This window comes from Rhodococcus sp. WY5 (assembly GCF_018588185.1).
Classification (GTDB): domain Bacteria; phylum Actinomycetota; class Actinomycetes; order Mycobacteriales; family Mycobacteriaceae; genus Rhodococcus_F; species Rhodococcus_F qingshengii.
The window spans coordinates 4,819,564-4,836,301 of sequence record NZ_JAAMPR010000001.1 but is presented as its reverse complement, the minus strand read 5'-3'; the positions used below and the strand labels follow the sequence as shown (position 1 = coordinate 4,836,301).

The following is a 16,738-nucleotide window of genomic DNA, read 5'->3' as shown; positions in this document are numbered from 1 at the left end:
CAGTGTTTGTCGTCGGGAGTAGATCAGGGAGTTTGGGTGCACGCACAAGAGGGAACCGCCGGTGGTCCCGTCACGGACGGGCCTACGGGCGGCGCTGAGGGCGCGCAACCGCCGAAGTCGAAGGCGGGCAGGAACCTACCTGCCGCCATCGGCGTCGGAGCTGGCCTCGGCGCCTTGGTCATCGGCACTTTGATCTTCCTCCCCCCGGGATGGATCGCAGTCGTTGCGATCGCGATGTTCATCGCGACGTGGGAGGTCACCACGCGGCTTCGTGAAGCCGACATCGAGGTGCCGCGAATTCCCCTTCTCGTCGGCGGGCAAGCCACGATCTGGCTCGGCTGGCCGTGGGGACCGGTCGGGGTGCTCAGCGGATTCACCGCAACCGTCCTGGTGTGCATGGTGTGGCGGTTGTTCGACCACGGGCTCAAAGCGACCCCGAAGAACTTCCTGCGAGACACCTCCATCACGGTGTTCGTTCTGGCGTGGATCCCGCTGTTGGCGTCATTCGGTGCGTTGATGGTGCTCGAAGACGACGGCCCCGGTCGCGTCTTCGTCTTGATGATCGGTGTCGTGTGCTCCGACATCGGCGGCTACGCGGCTGGAGTGCTGTTCGGGAAGCATCCGATGGTGCCCGCTGTGAGCCCGAAGAAGTCCTGGGAGGGATTCGTCGGATCCCTCATTTTCTGCGTCATCGGCAGTTTGCTTTCGGTGACGTTGATCCTCGACGCGAATTCGATGATCGGCGTCCTGCTCGGTGTCGTCCTGGTGGTAGTCGCGACGGTCGGCGACCTGATCGAATCGCAGATCAAGCGTGAACTCGGCATCAAGGACATGGGAACCTTGCTTCCCGGCCACGGCGGAATCATGGACCGCCTGGATTCACTCCTGCCGTCGGCATTTGTCACCTGGCTGATTCTGTACGCACTCGTCTGATTTCTCGTGCGTGATTTCTTCTCAGGCCGTTCCAAGCCGATCCCCAGTCCGAACATCTGGCATTGGCCGGACGTGTACGAAATCGAGAACCGTGCGCAGGACGTCGACGGTTCCCTCTGGGCCGCGATGCGAGCCCAGGTCGACTGGTCTGGACGCGATGTCGTCGATGTCGGCTGTGGGGCGGGGTTCCATCTACCGGAGTTCGCTCGTACTGCCCGTCGTGTTGTCGGAGTGGAGCCGCACGCACCGCTGGTGAGGGCCGCGCGGGAACGAACCCGCGATTCGGCGTCGATCGACGTAGTCCAGGGTTCAGCAGAGTCCACGGGTCTGGTGGATGCTTCAGTCGATCTCGTTCATGCCCGTACGGCGTACTTCTTCGGAAAAGGCTGCGGCCCGGGAATTCGTGAGGCCATGCGCATCCTGAGGCCCGGGGGAGTCTTGCTGATCGTGGATCTCGATGTGAGCGCCGGCCCGTACGGGGAGTGGATGAGGGCGGATCTGCCCAAATACGATCCCGCGGCGGTCGAAGCGTTCTTCGAGGCTCAAGGATTCTCGCTCACGCGCGTCGAGACCCGATGGGAGTTCGAGAATCGAGACGATATGCGGCGGGTACTCGGAATCGAGTTCACCGAGAAGACTGCCGAGCGTGCGTTCTCGCAAGTAACGGGATTGGGCTTCACGGTGCGATACCGGATCCATGTTCGGTCCAAACCACGATCACTCGAACTTGCGTGAAGGCGGGCTCAAAAGACGAACGTCAGGCGCTCCGACTTGAGCGCCTGACGTTTTCTGCACCGATTCAGTAGTAAAAAAATCAGTGATCGGTGGGGATGTGGAACAGGGTGGCGAGCTTGTGAATCTTCTTCGCCTTGGCGAGCTTGGGCAAGTCGCTGCCGTCGCGCACGCGTGAGCCGTCTTCGCCGAGATCGTCGATGACATTCTGAGCCCAGATCGCGTCGGCTACAGAGGGACTCAGTCCTGCGTTGACGGGGGCAGTCTGCGCGGTGGTCATGCAGAGTTTGCCGGCCATGCCGAGTGACAAGGTGATCGCACAGTCTCGGGCGAGCAGATCCAGATCGGGGCCGAGCGTGGGACCGTCGATCGGCGGAGCGATGCGTGCCGCGCGGCTGGCGATGGTGAGCCGCGAACGCGGGTACGACATCGACGTGGGGGAGTCGTCCATCCCAGTGTCGCGCCGGAAGTCGCCGCTGCCGAATGCGAGACGGAAGATGCCGTCAGTGCGTGCGATCTCGGGCGCAGCCTCGAGTCCCACCGCGGATTCGACGAGAGCAAGAATCTTGGTGCCGTCGGGAAGTCGCTCGGCCGTGGCGTCGGCCTGCTGACCGCTTTCGGTCTTTGCGAGCATGACGCCCTCGAGTCCGGGGAGGCCCGCGAGTGCGGCCAGATCCTCTTCCCAGAACGGTGTCGTGGCGTCGTTGATCCGAACCCAGGCGTGATTGTGTTCGCTCAGGAATGCGGCGACATCGCGGCGGGCAGCTGGTTTGTTGGGTGCGGTGACGGCATCCTCGAGGTCGAGAATGACGGCGTCGGCCGCACTCGCGAGTGCGGCGTCGAAGGTGTCCGGTTTGGACGCGGGGACGAGGAGCCAGGATCTTGCCTGCTGCGGGGCAATTCGCGAGGTCACAGGTCTCTCCATGTGAGTAGTCACATCAGGGCCTTTCCGGTGATTTCCACGACATCAATGATGCCTGCTGGCCCATCGATCGACCCAATTGCGTAACTAGATTTCAGTCACATCTGCCGCTTCGCTGCGCGCCGGATCTGAATGATGCGAACGCCGCCTGCCAACGCCATGATCAATGCGCCCGCGATGGCGGAAAGCAGGATCGTGATTCCGAGCGGAAAGTCGATCTGCCAGGCGAGGATCTTGACGGAGACGCTCTCGAGGTTCTGCAGGATGAACACCAGCAGTAAGATCAACACGATTGCACCTATGACCAGGCCAACCCAGGTCGTGGCGGCTCTGGTTCGGTCGGTGACCGACGTTCCGGTCGGCACCGGTTCAGGCGTCGGTGTCGGTTCCGGATCGTGTTTTTCCACTGCCTTGTTCTCGTCCACCTTCGGAAGTTCCGGATCGGGGCCGAAACCGTCGGCTGGGCCGTACACGGGGGAATTCGACGGATCCTCTGGTGTGGTTGACATGACATGATCATCACTCAACCTGCGCGAAGTTGCACGGGTAATCCGGCCACAATCGGGTGGCAGTGGGGTAGCACCCCAAAACAATGGGACAATGGTGTAACTATGGCTGCCTCTCTTCCCCTCGTTTTCACTGCACCCAAGCGCGGAATGCCTCCACGGCACCTCGCCGATCTCGATTCCGCCGAGCGCAAAGAAGCGGTGAAAGAGCTCGGCCTTCCGGCTTTCCGGGCCGATCAGCTGGCGCGTCAGTACTACGCGCGGCTGGAAGCCGATCCGGAGAAGATGACCGATCTCCCCGCATCGGTGCGCGAGAAGGTTGGGGAGTCGCTGTTCCCGACCTTGTTGACCCCGATCAAGCACCTCGCGTGCGATTCGGGCGACACTCGCAAGACCCTGTGGAAGGCACATGACGGAACGCTGCTCGAAAGCGTCTTGATGCGCTATCCCGACCGGGCAACACTTTGCATCTCGAGTCAGGCAGGCTGCGGAATGGCCTGCCCGTTCTGTGCGACGGGTCAGGGCGGCCTCGACCGCAACCTCTCGACCGCCGAGATCGTCGATCAGGTTCGCGAGGCAGCGGCCGCCATGCGCGACGGTGAAGTCGCCGGCGGCCCCGGACGCCTATCGAACGTCGTGTTCATGGGTATGGGCGAGCCTTTGGCGAACTACAAGCGTGTGGTGGCAGCGGTACGACGGATCACCTCGCCTGCACCCGACGGCCTCGGCCTGTCTCAGCGGTCCGTCACGGTCTCGACCGTCGGCCTAGCTCCCGCTATCCGCAAACTCGCTGACGAAGGCCTGAGCGTCACGCTGGCGGTGTCGCTGCACACACCGGACGACGAACTGCGCGACACTCTTGTCCCGGTCAACAATCGCTGGTCAGTGTCGGAGGTACTTCAGGCTGCCCGGTACTACGCAGACAAGACCGGTCGCCGTGTGTCCATCGAGTACGCGATGATCAAGAACGTCAACGATCAGCCGTGGCGCGCGGACATGCTGGGCAAGAAGCTGAAGAAAGCACTCGGCGGGTTGGTGCACGTCAACCTGATTCCGCTCAACCCGACTCCGGGTAGCGAGTGGGACGCGAGCCCCAAGGACGTCGAGCGTGAGTTCGTGCGTCGGGTCATCGCCCAGGGCGTCTCGTGCACGGTGCGCGATACGCGCGGTCAGGAAATCGCCGCAGCCTGTGGCCAGCTGGCAGCCGAGAACTGAAACGTTCCAGGCCTGAAACACGTAAAGAGAAGGCCTCCACGAACTTTCGTTCGTGGAGGCCTTCTCTTTGTCAGGTCTCTAGCGCGGGCGGCGACGGATCACGATGTCGCGGACCAGAATGAAAATCATCAATCCGGCGGTGCCGATGAGCCACAGATCCTCGACCTTGCCGTGATGGTTTCCGATCATCATCAGAAGCAGGAATATTGCGAAGAACCATCCGAGGAAACGGAAAAACTTGAGTCCTTCACCACTCCACCCCCATGCGGCAGAGGGAACCTCGGCCTCATCGACGTGCGAGACCACGACGGGGGCGCTGGACTTGACGTCCAACTGGGTATCGGCCACGGTCGATCCTCCTGCTCATTCGGTTGCACTACTGCCCAATATGGTGACATACGACTGCCTGTCGTACGTAGTTGGGCGTCGATAAGGTTGTTCTCAGGTGTTATCAGGAACAATGGGCGAGTGCAGGAAACCACACGTACCCGCGTCCTCCTCCTCGGCAGTACCGGTTCGATCGGTACCCAAGCGCTGGAGGTCATCGCTGCCAACCCCGACCGTTTCGAAGTAGTCGGTCTTGCAGCGGGCGGCAACAACGTCGAGTTGTTGGCCGAACAGATTCGTGCAACCGGCGTCACGGACGTCGCCGTCGCCGATCCTGCAGCGGCATCGGCGCTGGAATCGGTAACCGCCCGTTCGGGACCGAGCGCCGTGACGGAACTGGTTCGGGACAGCGGTGCCGATGTTGTCCTCAATGCGCTCGTCGGTTCGTTGGGACTCGAACCGACACTGGCGGCTTTGAACTCGGGAGCGCGCCTGGCGCTGGCGAACAAGGAATCGCTTGTCGCCGGCGGAGCGCTGGTGACGAAAGCCGCCGCCCCCGGTCAGATCGTGCCGGTCGACTCGGAGCATTCGGCGCTTGCCCAGTGCCTACGTGGTGGAACAGGCGACGAGGTGGCCCGGTTGGTTCTCACCGCTTCGGGTGGGCCGTTCCGTGGCTGGAGCGCCGAGGAGCTCGAAAGTGTGAATCCGGCTCAGGCAAAAGCGCACCCCACCTGGTCGATGGGCCCCATGAACACCCTCAACTCGGCAACTCTGGTCAACAAGGGCCTCGAGTTGATCGAGACGAACCTGCTGTTCGGGATCGACTACGACCGCATCGACGTCACCGTGCATCCGCAGTCGATCGTGCACTCCATGGTGACCTTCTTCGACGGATCGACGCTGGCACAGGCGAGTCCACCGGACATGAAGCTCCCGATCGCTCTCGCTCTCGGCTGGCCGGACCGCATCGAAGGTGCGGCGTCGGCATGCGACTTCACCACCGCCTCGACCTGGGAATTCGAGCCGCTCGATTCGTCGGTGTTCCCCGCTGTCGATCTGGCGCGAAGCGCAGGCAAATCCGGAGGTTGCTTCACCGCGATCTACAACGCGGCCAACGAAGTGGCGGCTCAGGCATTCCTCGACGGTGTCATTTCCTTCCCGGCGATCGTCCGCACGGTGGCTGCTGTTCTCGACGATGCAGGTCAATGGTCCGCAGAACCGGTTACCGTGGACGACGTTCTGGCCGCAGACGGCTGGGCACGCACACGAGCGCGTCAGCTCGTGAAGCAGGAGGGCTAGAGCTTTCATGGTTTTTGCACTGGGCGTAGTGCTGTTTGCCCTCGGCATCGGCGTGTCCATCGCCCTGCACGAAGCCGGTCACATGTGGACGGCCAAGGCTTTGGGAATGAAGGTTCGCCGCTACTACATCGGCTTCGGTCCGAAGATCTTCTCGTTCCGTCGAGGTGAGACCGAGTACGGCCTCAAGGCGCTGCCGCTGGGCGGATTCTGCGACATCGCGGGCATGACGGCCCTCGACGAGATGACGCCTGAAGAAGAGCCGCACGCGATGTACAAGAAGGCGGCGTGGAAGCGCGTCGTCGTCATGTCCGGCGGTATCGCGATGAACTTCATTCTCGGGTTCCTCCTGATCTACGCATTGCTTCTCGGCTGGGGCCGAACTGAGCCCGCTCAGCCAGTGGTCCAAGAGGTCACGTGTGTGGCCCCCGATCAGCTGGGCCAGGACGGCAACTTCGAGCTGACAGAGTGCTCGGGTGGGGGCCCCGCGGGAGATGCGGGCCTGCAATCGGGAGATCGGATCACCGCAGTCGACGGAAAGTCGACGAGCACCTTCCCTGAGGTGGCAGCAGCTATTCGAGGTGTGGATGGTCCGATCGTGTTGTCGGTTGATCGCGACGGAGAGGCCTTGTCGATCACGGTCGTGCCCGAACGAGTCCAGCGATATGTGAACTCGGCCAGTGGCGTTCCCGTGAAGCAGGAAGTATCCGCTGTCGGAATCGGTGGACCGGGCTCGGCGCTGGTCGAGTACAACGCTCTCACGGCTGTTCCGGCAGCCTTCGACTACACCGGCCAGATCATGGTCGACTCGGTGAAGGCGTTGGCTGACATTCCGTCGAAGGTGGGGGCTCTGTGGGAGTCGATCACGGGCGGCGAACGCGCCCAGGACACACCGATCAGCGTGGTCGGTGCCAGCGTGATCGGTGGCGAGGCCGCAGATCGAGCCGAGTGGCCGATGTTCGTCGGACTGCTCGCATCGATCAACTTCTTCCTCGGTGTTTTCAACATCCTGCCGCTGTTGCCGCTCGACGGCGGTCACATCGCGGTGGTCTTCTACGAGAAGATCCGTGATTGGTTCCGCGCCCGCCGAGGCTTGATTCCCGGCGGCCCGGTCGACTACACCAGACTCCTTCCGATTACTTACGTATTCATCGTGATCGGTGGCGCGTTCATGTTGCTGACACTCACGGCTGACATCGTCAATCCGATCAAGATCTTCTGACCGTGTGAGAAGGGTGACGGTTGCCGCGCGGTAGTGCGGCGATCGCCCGGCTAAACTTGCAGTGAAGCTATGAAAGAAGGCACAGACGTGACCATCCCTATCGGACTGGGAATGCCCTCGGCACCCGCAGCGATTCTTGCTCCTCGACGCAAGACACGGCAGCTGCAGGTCGGCACGGTAGGTGTGGGCAGCGATTTCCCCATCTCGGTGCAGTCCATGTGCACCACGAAGACGCACGACGTCAATGCAACGCTGCAGCAGATCGCGGAACTGACCGCGTCCGGTTGCGACATCGTTCGTGTCGCCTGCCCGCGTCAGGAAGACGCGGACGCGTTGTCGATCATTGCGAAGAAGAGCCAGATCCCGGTTATCGCCGACATCCACTTCCAGCCGCGCTACATCTTCGCGGCAATCGATGCGGGATGCGCTGCGGTGCGCGTCAATCCGGGCAACATCAAGGAATTCGACGGCCGTGTCAAAGAGGTGGCCAAGGCTGCCGGTGACGCAGGCATTCCGATCCGTATCGGTGTCAACGCGGGATCGCTCGATCCTCGGTTGATGGAGAAGTACGGCAAGGCGACGCCCGAAGCGTTGGTCGAGTCCGCGCTGTGGGAGGCCGGGTTGTTCGAAGAGCACGGCTTCGGTGACATCAAGATCTCCGTCAAGCACAACGATCCGGTGATCATGGTCGAGGCTTACCGCCAACTCGCCGCCAAATGCGATTACCCGTTGCACCTCGGCGTCACGGAGGCAGGGCCGGCGTTTCAGGGCACGATCAAGTCCGCGGTCGCCTTCGGTGCGCTGCTCGCGGAGGGTATCGGCGACACGATCCGGGTTTCGCTCTCGGCCCCGCCGGCCGAGGAAATCAAGGTCGGTAACCAGATTCTGCAGTCTCTGAACCTGCGTCCCCGCAAGCTCGAGATCGTCTCTTGCCCCTCGTGTGGCCGTGCACAGGTCGATGTCTACACGCTTGCCGACGAGGTCTCCGCCGGCCTCGAAGGCATGGAGATTCCGCTGCGCGTGGCAGTCATGGGTTGCGTCGTGAACGGACCGGGTGAAGCGCGTGAGGCCGACCTCGGTGTGGCGTCCGGCAACGGCAAGGGCCAGATCTTCGTCAAGGGCAAGGTCATCAAGACGGTGCCCGAGGCGCAGATCGTCGAGACGTTGATCGAAGAGGCGATGAAAATTGCCGAAAGCATGGAGGGTGACGCCTCGGAGGGTGCGCCGGTCGTCACCGTGAGTTGAGTGATTGCCGGATGAATCTTCCCCGTCGGTGTCAGGTTCGTGGCAATCTGAGTGCATCATGATCGGGTAGTGATATTCGTGGACGCGCAGTCGAGTCGAGGGGGTTGACGGATGCTCAAACTCCTCGGAGCCAAGCAGGTCGGAAGTCGAGATCTCGAAGACGTCCGACGGGTACTCGACGCCGATCCGGTGGCGGCCTGCATGATTGCCGCGCGCGTCGAAGAATGCGGCGTCGACCCACGAATGATTCACGGCGAGCTGTGGAGTCGAGGCGGGCCGTTGTCCTCACTGTGCTTTGCCGGGGCGAATCTGGTTCCGCTTCGAGGCGATCCGGATGACATTCGGGCATTCGCCGACCGTGCCTGTCGGATTCCGCGCATGTGCTCGTCGGTGGTCGGCCGCGCCGAATTGGCGTTGCCGCTGTGGGAGATGCTCGAGCTCGACTGGGGAACTGCGCGGGAGGTGCGCCCCGAACAGCCGTTGCTCGCGGTTTCCGAGCCGCTGGCGTGCCCGTCGGATCCACTGGTCCGGCAGGTTCGCTCGGACGAACTCGAGATCTATCTGCCTGCCGCGATCGCGATGTTCATCGAAGAGGTCGGAGTCGACCCGCGTGCCAACGACGGTGGGCGCGGATACCGGCACCGTGTCGCTAGCCTGATCGCCGCTGGTCGAGCGTGGGCGCACATCGAGGACGGCCAGGTCGTTTTCAAGGCGGAGGTCGGTTCGATGTCTGCTCGCTGTGGCCAGATCCAGGGTGTGTGGGTCAACCCGGAATTTCGTGGGCAGGGCTTCGGCGTGACCGGTACAGCGGCTGTAGCGGAGTCGATCATGGCGACCGGTCGCATTGCGAGCCTGTACGTCAACAGCTTCAATACGATTGCGCGGTCGACCTATTCGCGGGTGGGGTTCCGACAGGTCGCGACCTTCTCGACGGTGCTGCTCGACTGACCGTACAAGCTGCGTGCAATGGTCGCGCCTACGCTGGGTGGAGCATTTGTCGCCCTACTATGGGGCTCGATGAACACTCGGCATTTCTCTCGTAGTCGCTCGGCCCAACTGTTGGCCTCCTGCACCGTGATTTTCTTGGCGGTGGGGATCAGCTCGTGTACTCCGAAACCCGCCGGCCCCGAGCCCGTCGCGCAGCAGTTCCTGAGTGCGTTCGGTGACAGGGATTTCGACGAGGCAGCAAAACTGACGGACCGGCCTGATTCCGCGGGTCCTGTATTGAGTGACACCTGGGATGCGCTCCAGGCCGAGTCGATGACTGCCGAGACGACGTCGGTGAAGATGAACGGTGACACAGCGACGGTCGGCTACACCTACGAGTGGCACCTTCCGAAAGACCGTGTGTGGACGTACGACGGCGAGCTGCAGATGGGACGCAAGGACGGTGACTGGTCCGTCCGGTGGAGTTCGACGGACGTTCATCCGCGCCTCGGTGACAAGCAGACGATGTCGTTGCGGGCAACCGCGGCGCCGCGAGCGCGGGTCAACGAGCATTCGGGCACGGATGTCCTGGTGCCGGGAATTGTCTACCGAGTGAAGTTCGATCGCTCCAAGAGCAACGACATCATCGGTTCCGCGAACAGTCTCGCAAGTGTTCTCGGTCGGTTCGATTCTTCGCTGACGGGTCAATCGATCGCCGAATCCTCGACGGCCGTCAAGGGCGACTATCTGGTGACCCGCCTGCGCAGTGACGACTACGACCAGGTATCGGCGCAACTGGGAGCCATCTCGGGAGTATCTGTCTCGGACGAATCGGATCTCGTCTCGACGGACCCGGAGTTCGCGCCTGACCTTCTCGGGCAGATCAAGAAGACGATCATCGACGAGGTCGACGGCAAAGCCGGCTGGAGTGTCGTCACGGTCAACCAGAACGGCGTCGACACCGATGTGCTGACCGAGACTGCGCCGCAACCTGTTCCGTCGTTCAGTATCAGTTTGGACCGCAACATTCAGATCGCTGCTCAGCGTGCCGTGAACGTGAACAAGGATCAGGCGATGATGGTGGTCATCGAACCGTCGAGTGGGGCGATCCTGGCTGTCGCACAGAACAAGGCAGCAGACCGCGACGGACCGGTCGCGACGATGGGTCAGTACCCGCCCGGTTCGACGTTCAAGATCATCACGGCAGGCGCCGCAATTTCGACCGGTCAGGCGACCCCCGACACGATGGTGCCATGTCCTGGCCGGATCGAGATCGGTGAGCGCAGCGTCCCCAACTACAACGAGTTCTCACTCGGCACGGTGCCGATGGCAACGGCCTTCGCGCGTTCGTGCAACACGTCCTTCGCCAAGCTGGCCAGCGAGATGCAACCAGACACGTTGACCACTGCCGCAGCGCAGTTCGGCATCGGCCAGGACTACAACGTGGTGGGATTGCCGATCGATTCCGGTTCGGTGCCGCCGGCGTCGGACCTGGTGCAGCGGACCGAAGACGGGTTCGGTCAGGGAAAGGTCGTGGTCAGTCCGTTCGGAATGGCGATGGCAGCGGCGACGGTCGCGAACGGTTCGACTCCGGTGCCGCAACTGATTTCAGGGCGCGAAACCACCATCGACGGCGAGCGCCCGGCGATCTCGCCCGCCATGGTCGACGGCCTGCGCGGAATGATGCGACTCGTGGTCACCAGCGGTACTGCAGAACGCGTCGAAGATCAGGGTGAGGTGTACGGCAAGACCGGGGAAGCCGAGGTCGAAGGGGGATCGCACGCGTGGTTCGTCGGCTATCGCGGGAACCTGGCCTTCGCGACTCTGGTTGTGCGGGGCGGAAGTTCGGACAACGCCGTCGCAGTCACCCGCGACATGCTCACCGCCCTGCCTGAAGGCTACTGACCCGTCAGGGGAGCAGTCCCAACCTCCGGGCGGTCACCACGGCTTCGTGGCGTGAGCTCGCGTCCAGCTTTCCCATCGCGCTTCGCAGATAGCTCTTGACTGTTTCAGGGCGAAGGGAAAGCCGTTGGCCGGCTTCGATGTTGGTGCAGCCGAGTGCGACCTGAGAGAGAACATCCACTTCACGCGGTGTGAGCGTGACGTCGGATTCGGCGTCGGCGGTGGGACGCAGCAGGTTGGCCAAACGCTGGGAGAGTCCGCGGAGTTTGGTCTGCAAGTCGGTGTCGGTGACGGTCTGGGCGACACTGCGTAGTTCGGCGTGGACTCCGCGGATCTCTTCCGAAGACATACCGTCGGCGGTAGTCGCGGCGGCGGCCTGCAGTAGTTGCAGGCGACGATCGACTTCGTCGCGGATGGCGAACTCCATCCCGAGACGCCGGGATGCGCCGACCATGACGTCTGCTGTGCGGTCACCCAACGGAGCGGAATCGCGGATCGCGGCGTAGAGCACAGCGCGCGATTTTCCCGAAACCATGACCGGAACGGCGATGATCGAATGCAGGCCCTCGCTGAGAACAGGACGGTCGAAGTGATGAGTGATGGACTGCGAATTGCCGTAATCGTTGACGGTGATCGGTGAACCCTGGGCTACGACGCGTCCGCCCATGCCCGAGCGCGGCGGGATGGCCAAGCCCTTGAGGTTGTTGGTGCGGGTGCCGACGAATTCGCTCAGGTGCAGGGTTCCGTCCTGGACCTCGCCTCCGAACAGCACGGGAACAACGCCCTGAGCTGCGATTGTTCGGAGTTCACCTCGCATTGCGTCCCCGTCGCGGGGGCGCAGAAGTGACGAAGCATGTCGGTTCACGCAGGTACCCCTTTCTGGGGGTAGTGAAGTTCTCTTGTGAGCTAGATCATAGGGGGTGAACAGTACGTATGACGAGCCGCCAACGTAACCGGTCGGGCCAACCATACGACGATCGATAAGGAGCAAGTTGATGAGCACCGATCCCACCGCACGGGTGCGCGAGCTGCTGGACCAGTACGACACCCCGCATGCCAGCGCCGCAGAATTGCTCTGCGATCGGCATCCCGCGGATGGCGTTGCATTCACCGTCGTCGAGGCAGACCTTAGCTCGGTGGACCTCACTTACGGTCATCTACGTGAGCAGTCGGCGCGTTTCGCGGCAGCTCTGGCCGACCTCGGAGTCGAGCCGGGTGACAACGTCGCGACCTTGATGGGTAAGTCTGCGGACCTGGTGGTCGCGCTCCTCGGAATCTGGCGCCGCGGAGCGGTCCACGTGCCCTTGTTCACGGCGTTCGCTTCGCCGGCCATCGCTTTCCGCTTGACGGCCAGTGGCGCGAAGGTGGTCATTTCCGACGCCAATCAGCTCGAGAAGCTCGCGCCGGGAGAGGACATCCCCGCCGACGCAGCGTGGCAGGTCATCGTCGCGGGCGGCGCGGCCGGTGACGAGTTGGACTTCGACGCACTTGTCGCAGCTCAGGATGCCGAAGACCCGAAGGGCGCTGCTCAGGCAGTCGGCGGCAACGCACCGATGGTGCAGTTGTTCACCAGTGGCACCACGGGAACACCCAAGGGCGTGCCGGTTCCGGTGCGCGCGCTCGCCTCGTTCCACGCATACCAGGAGTTCGGCCTCGACGTCCGAGAGGACGACGTGTTCTGGAACGCCGCAGACCCGGGCTGGGCGTACGGGCTGTACTACGCGTTGCTCGGCCCGCTTGCCGCCGGCACGCGAAGCTTGCTGCTGCACGCCGGATTCTCCGCGCCGCTGACGTGGCAGATCATCGAGAAGTTCGGTGTCACCAATTTTGCCGCCGCTCCGACTGTCTACCGCAGTCTGCGTGCCGACAAGGCTCCCGTTCCGGAAGGCATCTCGCTGCGCCGCGCTTCCTCGGCCGGTGAGCCCTTGACTCCGGATGTTGTTGCGTGGTCGAAGAACTCGTTGGGCGTCGAGGTCCGTGATCACTACGGCCAGACCGAGCACGGCATGTTCATCGTCAACGCCTGGGCCGACGGACTTCGCGACGATGTCCGTCCCGGATCCATGGGTCGTCCGTTGCCGGGTTGGTCTGCCGCTGTGCTGGAAGACAATTCGGATGACATTGCACCGGCCCGCACTCAGGGCCGCGTGGCGATCGATACTCACAACAGCCCGTTGATGTGGTTCACCGGGTACGTCGATGCGCCGGAGAAGACGAAGCAGCGATTCAGCGAAGACGGCCGCTGGTACATCACCGGTGATGCGGGAATGACGGACGAGGACGGATTCTTCTTCTTCTCCTCGCGCGACGACGACGTCATCATCATGGCGGGCTACCGCATCGGTCCCTTCGACGTCGAGAGCGTGCTGGTCATGCACGAGCACGTCATCGAGGCCGCCGTGGTGGGCATGCCCGACGAGTTGCGCGGTGAGGTTCTCGAGGCGTTCGTCGTTCTTCGCGAAGGCGTCGACGGCGACGACGAACTCGAGAAGGAACTGCAGACGTTGGTGAAGAAGAAGTTCGCCGCGCACGCGTACCCACGCACGGTGCACTTTGTTCCGAACCTGCCCAAGACCCCGAGTGGCAAGGTTCAGCGGTACATCTTGCGGAAGGGATAAACCCCTGCTGTGCGCCTTTATTAACCCCCGGCGGTTAATAAAGGCGCACAGCAAGGTCAGCGCCGACGAATTCTGCCGACCACCATGAGGGCGACCAGGGTGACTGCAAGCAGCAGTGTCGTATTTGCTGCGGCAAGAAATACCTGGCCACGGTCGGTGAGTCCGAAGATGCTGACCGGCAAGGTCTTCCATGTCGCCGGGTAGACCATGACCGTTGCGCCCAGCTCACCCATCGACAGTGCGATGGAAAGCCCGGCGGCCGCACCCAACGCTGGGAGCAGCAGCGGTAGCGTTACCCGTGTCAGCACCCGCACCGGGCCGGCGCCGAGTGATTCGGCAGCTTGACGGTAGGCGGGATCGAGCCGTTCGAGCGCGGCCGATACGGAACTGAAGGCAAAGGCAAGCACCAAAACCGTGTGAGCGAGAATCACGATCCACTTGGTGCCGCCGAGCAGTAGCGGGCGCTCGTTGAAAGTGATGAGCAGACCCAAGCCGATCGCGACCGACGGAACCGCAATCGGTAAATGGAATACGGCATCGGTGATGCGCCGCAGCCACATCGGTGCCTCACGCGCGGCCAGCGCGGCCCACGTTCCGACGATCAATGCCAATGCCCCCGCGATGAATGCAGTCTGCAAACTGACGATCAGGCTGGCGAAGTTCTCGTCGGACAGCGCCGTGGAGAAGTTCTTGCCGCCGAGATTCGACGGAAGTGGACCGGTCCACGATCCGGCCAAGGCAGCCGCGACGACGGTGGCGATGGGCGCGACAAAAACCACCGCGACGACCAGGGTGAAGAATCCGAGTACGAGGGCCCTAGAGCTTCGTGTCCACAGCAGCACGGCTGCCTCCCATCAATCTGTTGAAGGTGAATCGGTAGAGGCAGTACAGGCCGAGTGAGAGTGCGACCTGGACCGTCGCGATCACTGCTGCGCCGGGCAAGTCGAAGGTGACAATGCCGCGGGTGTAGATGAGGACCGGCAGAGTTACGACGTCTTTAGCCCCGGTGAAGAGCACGATGCCGAATTCATTCAGCGTCATCAGAAGCACGAGCGATCCACTGGCCAGGAGGGCCGGCCACGCTTCCGGCATCACCACCTGCCGCAGAACTCGGACGGGTGACGCGCCGAGACTGGCTGCCACGTCGAGTTGTTCACGCGGAATCTGGGTGAACGCTGCCAATAGTGGACGCACGACAAAGGGTGTGAAGAAAGTGATTTCGGCCGCGATCACACCGAACGGAGTGTTGAGGAAATTCAGTGGGCCGCTCGCATCGCCGGTGATGCGGACGATCAAGGCGTTGACGGCGCCGGCTGTCCCGTACAGGAACGTGAACGCCAGCGTGATCAGGAAAGACGGCAGGGCGAGCACCGTGTCGATCAATCGCCCCACCACCTTGGATCCGGCGAACGGAACGAAGGCAAGCACCAAGGCGAGGAAGGTTCCCAGGATCAGGCAACCCAGGGTCGACGCCACGGCGATTTGGATGGTCCGCCAGAGCGCGGTTCTGAACAGTTCCGAACCGAGCACCGAAGACCACGTGGACAACCCGGTGCCATCTGCGGTGCTCAGAGATTCCGTGAGGACACGTGCGGTGGGATAGACAGCAAACACGAGGACAAGAAGCAGTGGTGGCAGCGTCCAGCCGATCCGGCGCCACGGGATCGGGTCTTTGTGCTGGGGCGCAGCGGTTTCGGGGCGTTCCAGGGTTGTCGTCATGGGTGGCGATCCGCCGGAACCAGGACACTGCCGTCCGTGGGCAGGACGACGCCCACTTCGGTGTCGACCGGTCGTTCGTCGTGCCCTGGAACATCCGCGTCGACGCGGACATCGTCGAGGCCACGTACAGCCAGCGTCAGACGCGTCGTGGAACCGCGCCAGACGCTCGAGACGATGCGCGCCGGGAATGATCCTCGTGCGCCGAGGCCGGTTACGGCTACCGCGTGTGGACGAACACACAGGTAGGCGTCCATGTCGGACTCCCATTCGATGTGCCCGATCTCGGGCTGCGGGGCGTGAGCAGTGAACGGCGTGCCACCGATCGAGACCAGCGCGGAGGTGCCGATGACGCGTGTGACGGTGCAGGGCAGCAGGTTGGCACCCCCGAGGAACGCCGCGGTGAAGCTGGACGGCGGACGTTTCCACAAGGCCTCAGCGGTGTCGATGTCCGCGAGTCTGGCGTTGCGCATCACTGCGATTCGGTCTGCCAGCGCCAGGGCTTCACTCTGATCGTGCGTCACGTAGAGCATGGCTGTGTCAGGTAGTGCTGCGCGCAGTCTCGCCAGTTCGCCGAGCATGCTCTCGCGAAGTTGAGCATCCAGGGCGGCCAGTGGTTCGTCGAGGAGGAGTACTCCAGGGCGAATTGCCAACGCTCGGGCAATGGCGATTCGCTGCTGTTGACCGCCGGAAAGTTCACGGGGAAGCCGCTTTCCGTACGCCGACATCCCGACCATGTCCAGGGCTTCGGCCACGCGAGGGCCGATCTCCGACCGCGGCACGCGATGGGCTCGGAGTCCGAAGGCTACGTTTTCGGATACACGCATGTGCGGGAAGAGAGCGTACGACTGGACGACGACGCCGATACCGCGTTGTGCGGGAGGCAGATTGGTGATGTCTCGGGTGCCGAGCTTGACGGAACCGGACGTGGGGCGGACAAATCCCGCGAGGGCCTTCAGGGCGGTCGACTTGCCGGATCCACTGGGCCCCAGCAGTGCCACAGTTTCACCGGGTGCCACTCGCAGATTGAAATCGACGAGTGCATGGGTTGCGGTCTTCCCGCGGCCGTAGGCGACGTTGACGCGATCGAAGGTGATGGCCGGAGCAGAATGTTCGATCGCTCCGTGAACACCGACGGTCTCGGGGAGCGTCCGCCCCAGTCTGGTTCTTGCCATGA

16 protein-coding genes are annotated in these 16,738 nt (G+C 62.9%); 9 read left to right on the top strand and 7 right to left on the bottom strand.

Annotated features, from left to right (window positions below; translation table 11 throughout):
* Positions 1 to 36 precede the first annotated feature (36 nt).
* Positions 37 to 933 (top strand): phosphatidate cytidylyltransferase, encoded by an 897-nt coding sequence (locus G4D79_RS22290; protein ID WP_003942673.1) that lies wholly within the window; start codon positions 37 to 39, stop codon positions 931 to 933.
* Positions 934 to 939: 6 nt separating this feature from the next.
* On the top strand, positions 940 to 1,668 hold the full coding sequence (locus G4D79_RS22285) for a class I SAM-dependent methyltransferase (protein WP_054827408.1): 729 nt from the start codon (positions 940 to 942) through the stop codon (positions 1,666 to 1,668).
* 79 nt (positions 1,669 to 1,747) lie between these two features.
* Here the strand turns inward: G4D79_RS22285 and G4D79_RS22280 are convergent, their stop codons facing one another.
* Both G4D79_RS22280 and G4D79_RS22275 read right to left on the bottom strand, forming a co-directional pair.
* Positions 1,748 to 2,590, bottom strand: a complete 843-nt coding sequence (locus G4D79_RS22280; RefSeq protein WP_041814950.1) for a CoA ester lyase — start codon at positions 2,588 to 2,590, stop codon at positions 1,748 to 1,750.
* A gap of 95 nt (positions 2,591 to 2,685) precedes the next feature.
* Positions 2,686 to 3,096 carry a lipopolysaccharide assembly LapA domain-containing protein gene (locus G4D79_RS22275; protein ID WP_073512295.1) on the bottom strand — a complete coding sequence of 137 codons (411 nt, stop codon included), beginning with the start codon at positions 3,094 to 3,096 and terminating at the stop codon, positions 2,686 to 2,688.
* Between the two features lie 102 nt (positions 3,097 to 3,198).
* Between G4D79_RS22275 and rlmN the strand changes: the two genes are divergently transcribed.
* Entirely contained in the window at positions 3,199 to 4,308 is a 1,110-nt protein-coding gene (gene rlmN, locus G4D79_RS22270) for a 23S rRNA (adenine(2503)-C(2))-methyltransferase RlmN (protein WP_003942816.1), read from the top strand.
* A 78-nt stretch (positions 4,309 to 4,386) separates the two neighbouring features.
* Here rlmN and G4D79_RS22265 read toward each other — a convergent pair whose 3' ends face one another.
* Positions 4,387 to 4,656 carry a DUF2631 domain-containing protein gene (locus G4D79_RS22265; RefSeq protein WP_003942762.1) on the bottom strand — a complete coding sequence of 90 codons (270 nt, stop codon included), beginning with the start codon at positions 4,654 to 4,656 and terminating at the stop codon, positions 4,387 to 4,389.
* 120 nt (positions 4,657 to 4,776) lie between these two features.
* Between G4D79_RS22265 and dxr the strand changes: the two genes are divergently transcribed.
* From dxr to G4D79_RS22240, 5 genes are all read left to right on the top strand, one after another.
* The gene (dxr, locus tag G4D79_RS22260; RefSeq protein ID WP_064073702.1) at positions 4,777 to 5,934 is read left to right on the top strand and encodes a 1-deoxy-D-xylulose-5-phosphate reductoisomerase; all 1,158 of its coding nucleotides are present in this window, start codon (positions 4,777 to 4,779) and stop codon (positions 5,932 to 5,934) included.
* 7 nt (positions 5,935 to 5,941) lie between these two features.
* A complete protein-coding gene (locus G4D79_RS22255) occupies positions 5,942 to 7,153 on the top strand; it encodes an RIP metalloprotease (RefSeq protein ID WP_030535658.1) in 1,212 nt (403 codons plus the stop codon).
* An 87-nt stretch (positions 7,154 to 7,240) separates the two neighbouring features.
* Entirely contained in the window at positions 7,241 to 8,398 is a 1,158-nt protein-coding gene (gene ispG / locus G4D79_RS22250; protein WP_007734888.1) for a flavodoxin-dependent (E)-4-hydroxy-3-methylbut-2-enyl-diphosphate synthase, read from the top strand.
* A 111-nt stretch (positions 8,399 to 8,509) separates the two neighbouring features.
* On the top strand, positions 8,510 to 9,346 hold the full coding sequence (locus G4D79_RS22245) for a GNAT family N-acetyltransferase (RefSeq protein ID WP_003942692.1): 837 nt from the start codon (positions 8,510 to 8,512) through the stop codon (positions 9,344 to 9,346).
* A 69-nt stretch (positions 9,347 to 9,415) separates the two neighbouring features.
* Positions 9,416 to 11,230, top strand: coding sequence for a penicillin-binding transpeptidase domain-containing protein (locus G4D79_RS22240; RefSeq protein ID WP_214514394.1), 1,815 nt, complete (start codon positions 9,416 to 9,418; stop codon positions 11,228 to 11,230).
* Positions 11,231 to 11,234: 4 nt separating this feature from the next.
* Here G4D79_RS22240 and G4D79_RS22235 read toward each other — a convergent pair whose 3' ends face one another.
* The gene (locus G4D79_RS22235; RefSeq protein WP_042450799.1) at positions 11,235 to 12,044 is read right to left on the bottom strand and encodes a LuxR C-terminal-related transcriptional regulator; all 810 of its coding nucleotides are present in this window, start codon (positions 12,042 to 12,044) and stop codon (positions 11,235 to 11,237) included.
* Between the two features lie 178 nt (positions 12,045 to 12,222).
* On the opposite strand from G4D79_RS22235, the gene G4D79_RS22230 reads away from it, so the two are divergent.
* Positions 12,223 to 13,845, top strand: coding sequence for an AMP-binding protein (locus G4D79_RS22230; RefSeq protein WP_003942743.1), 1,623 nt, complete (start codon positions 12,223 to 12,225; stop codon positions 13,843 to 13,845).
* Between the two features lie 56 nt (positions 13,846 to 13,901).
* Here the strand turns inward: G4D79_RS22230 and G4D79_RS22225 are convergent, their stop codons facing one another.
* The 3 genes from G4D79_RS22225 to G4D79_RS22215 are packed head-to-tail and all read right to left on the bottom strand — an operon-like array spanning position 13,902 to position 16,736.
* Positions 13,902 to 14,687 carry an ABC transporter permease gene (locus G4D79_RS22225; protein WP_058226319.1) on the bottom strand — a complete coding sequence of 262 codons (786 nt, stop codon included), beginning with the start codon at positions 14,685 to 14,687 and terminating at the stop codon, positions 13,902 to 13,904.
* Positions 14,662 to 15,564 (bottom strand): 2-aminoethylphosphonate ABC transporter permease subunit, encoded by a 903-nt coding sequence (locus G4D79_RS22220; RefSeq protein WP_214514393.1) that lies wholly within the window; start codon positions 15,562 to 15,564, stop codon positions 14,662 to 14,664. Before G4D79_RS22220 ends, G4D79_RS22225 begins: the two co-directional genes overlap by 26 nt.
* Positions 15,561 to 16,736: an ABC transporter ATP-binding protein gene (locus tag G4D79_RS22215; RefSeq protein ID WP_063316573.1), complete on the bottom strand. Its 1,176-nt coding sequence runs from the start codon at positions 16,734 to 16,736 to the stop codon at positions 15,561 to 15,563. The genes G4D79_RS22220 and G4D79_RS22215 overlap by 4 nt, the downstream gene beginning before the upstream one ends.
* Between the last annotated feature and the right edge of the window lie 2 nt (positions 16,737 to 16,738).

Excerpts from the sequence above, each read along its gene's own strand:
- G4D79_RS22280 (WP_041814950.1), bottom strand. The coding sequence starts at position 2,590 with ATGGAGAGACCTGTGACCTCGCGAATTGCCCCGCAGCAGGCAAGATCC.
- G4D79_RS22275 (WP_073512295.1), bottom strand. The coding sequence starts at position 3,096 with ATGTCAACCACACCAGAGGATCCGTCGAATTCCCCCGTGTACGGCCCA.
- rlmN (WP_003942816.1), top strand. The coding sequence starts at position 3,199 with ATGGCTGCCTCTCTTCCCCTCGTTTTCACTGCACCCAAGCGCGGAATG.
- G4D79_RS22255 (WP_030535658.1), top strand. The coding sequence starts at position 5,942 with ATGGTTTTTGCACTGGGCGTAGTGCTGTTTGCCCTCGGCATCGGCGTG.
- G4D79_RS22245 (WP_003942692.1), top strand. The coding sequence starts at position 8,510 with ATGCTCAAACTCCTCGGAGCCAAGCAGGTCGGAAGTCGAGATCTCGAA.
- G4D79_RS22240 (WP_214514394.1), top strand. The coding sequence starts at position 9,416 with ATGAACACTCGGCATTTCTCTCGTAGTCGCTCGGCCCAACTGTTGGCC.
- G4D79_RS22235 (WP_042450799.1), bottom strand. The coding sequence starts at position 12,044 with ATGCGAGGTGAACTCCGAACAATCGCAGCTCAGGGCGTTGTTCCCGTG.
- G4D79_RS22230 (WP_003942743.1), top strand. The coding sequence starts at position 12,223 with ATGAGCACCGATCCCACCGCACGGGTGCGCGAGCTGCTGGACCAGTAC.
- G4D79_RS22220 (WP_214514393.1), bottom strand. The coding sequence starts at position 15,564 with ATGACGACAACCCTGGAACGCCCCGAAACCGCTGCGCCCCAGCACAAA.
- G4D79_RS22215 (WP_063316573.1), bottom strand. The coding sequence starts at position 16,736 with ATGGCAAGAACCAGACTGGGGCGGACGCTCCCCGAGACCGTCGGTGTT.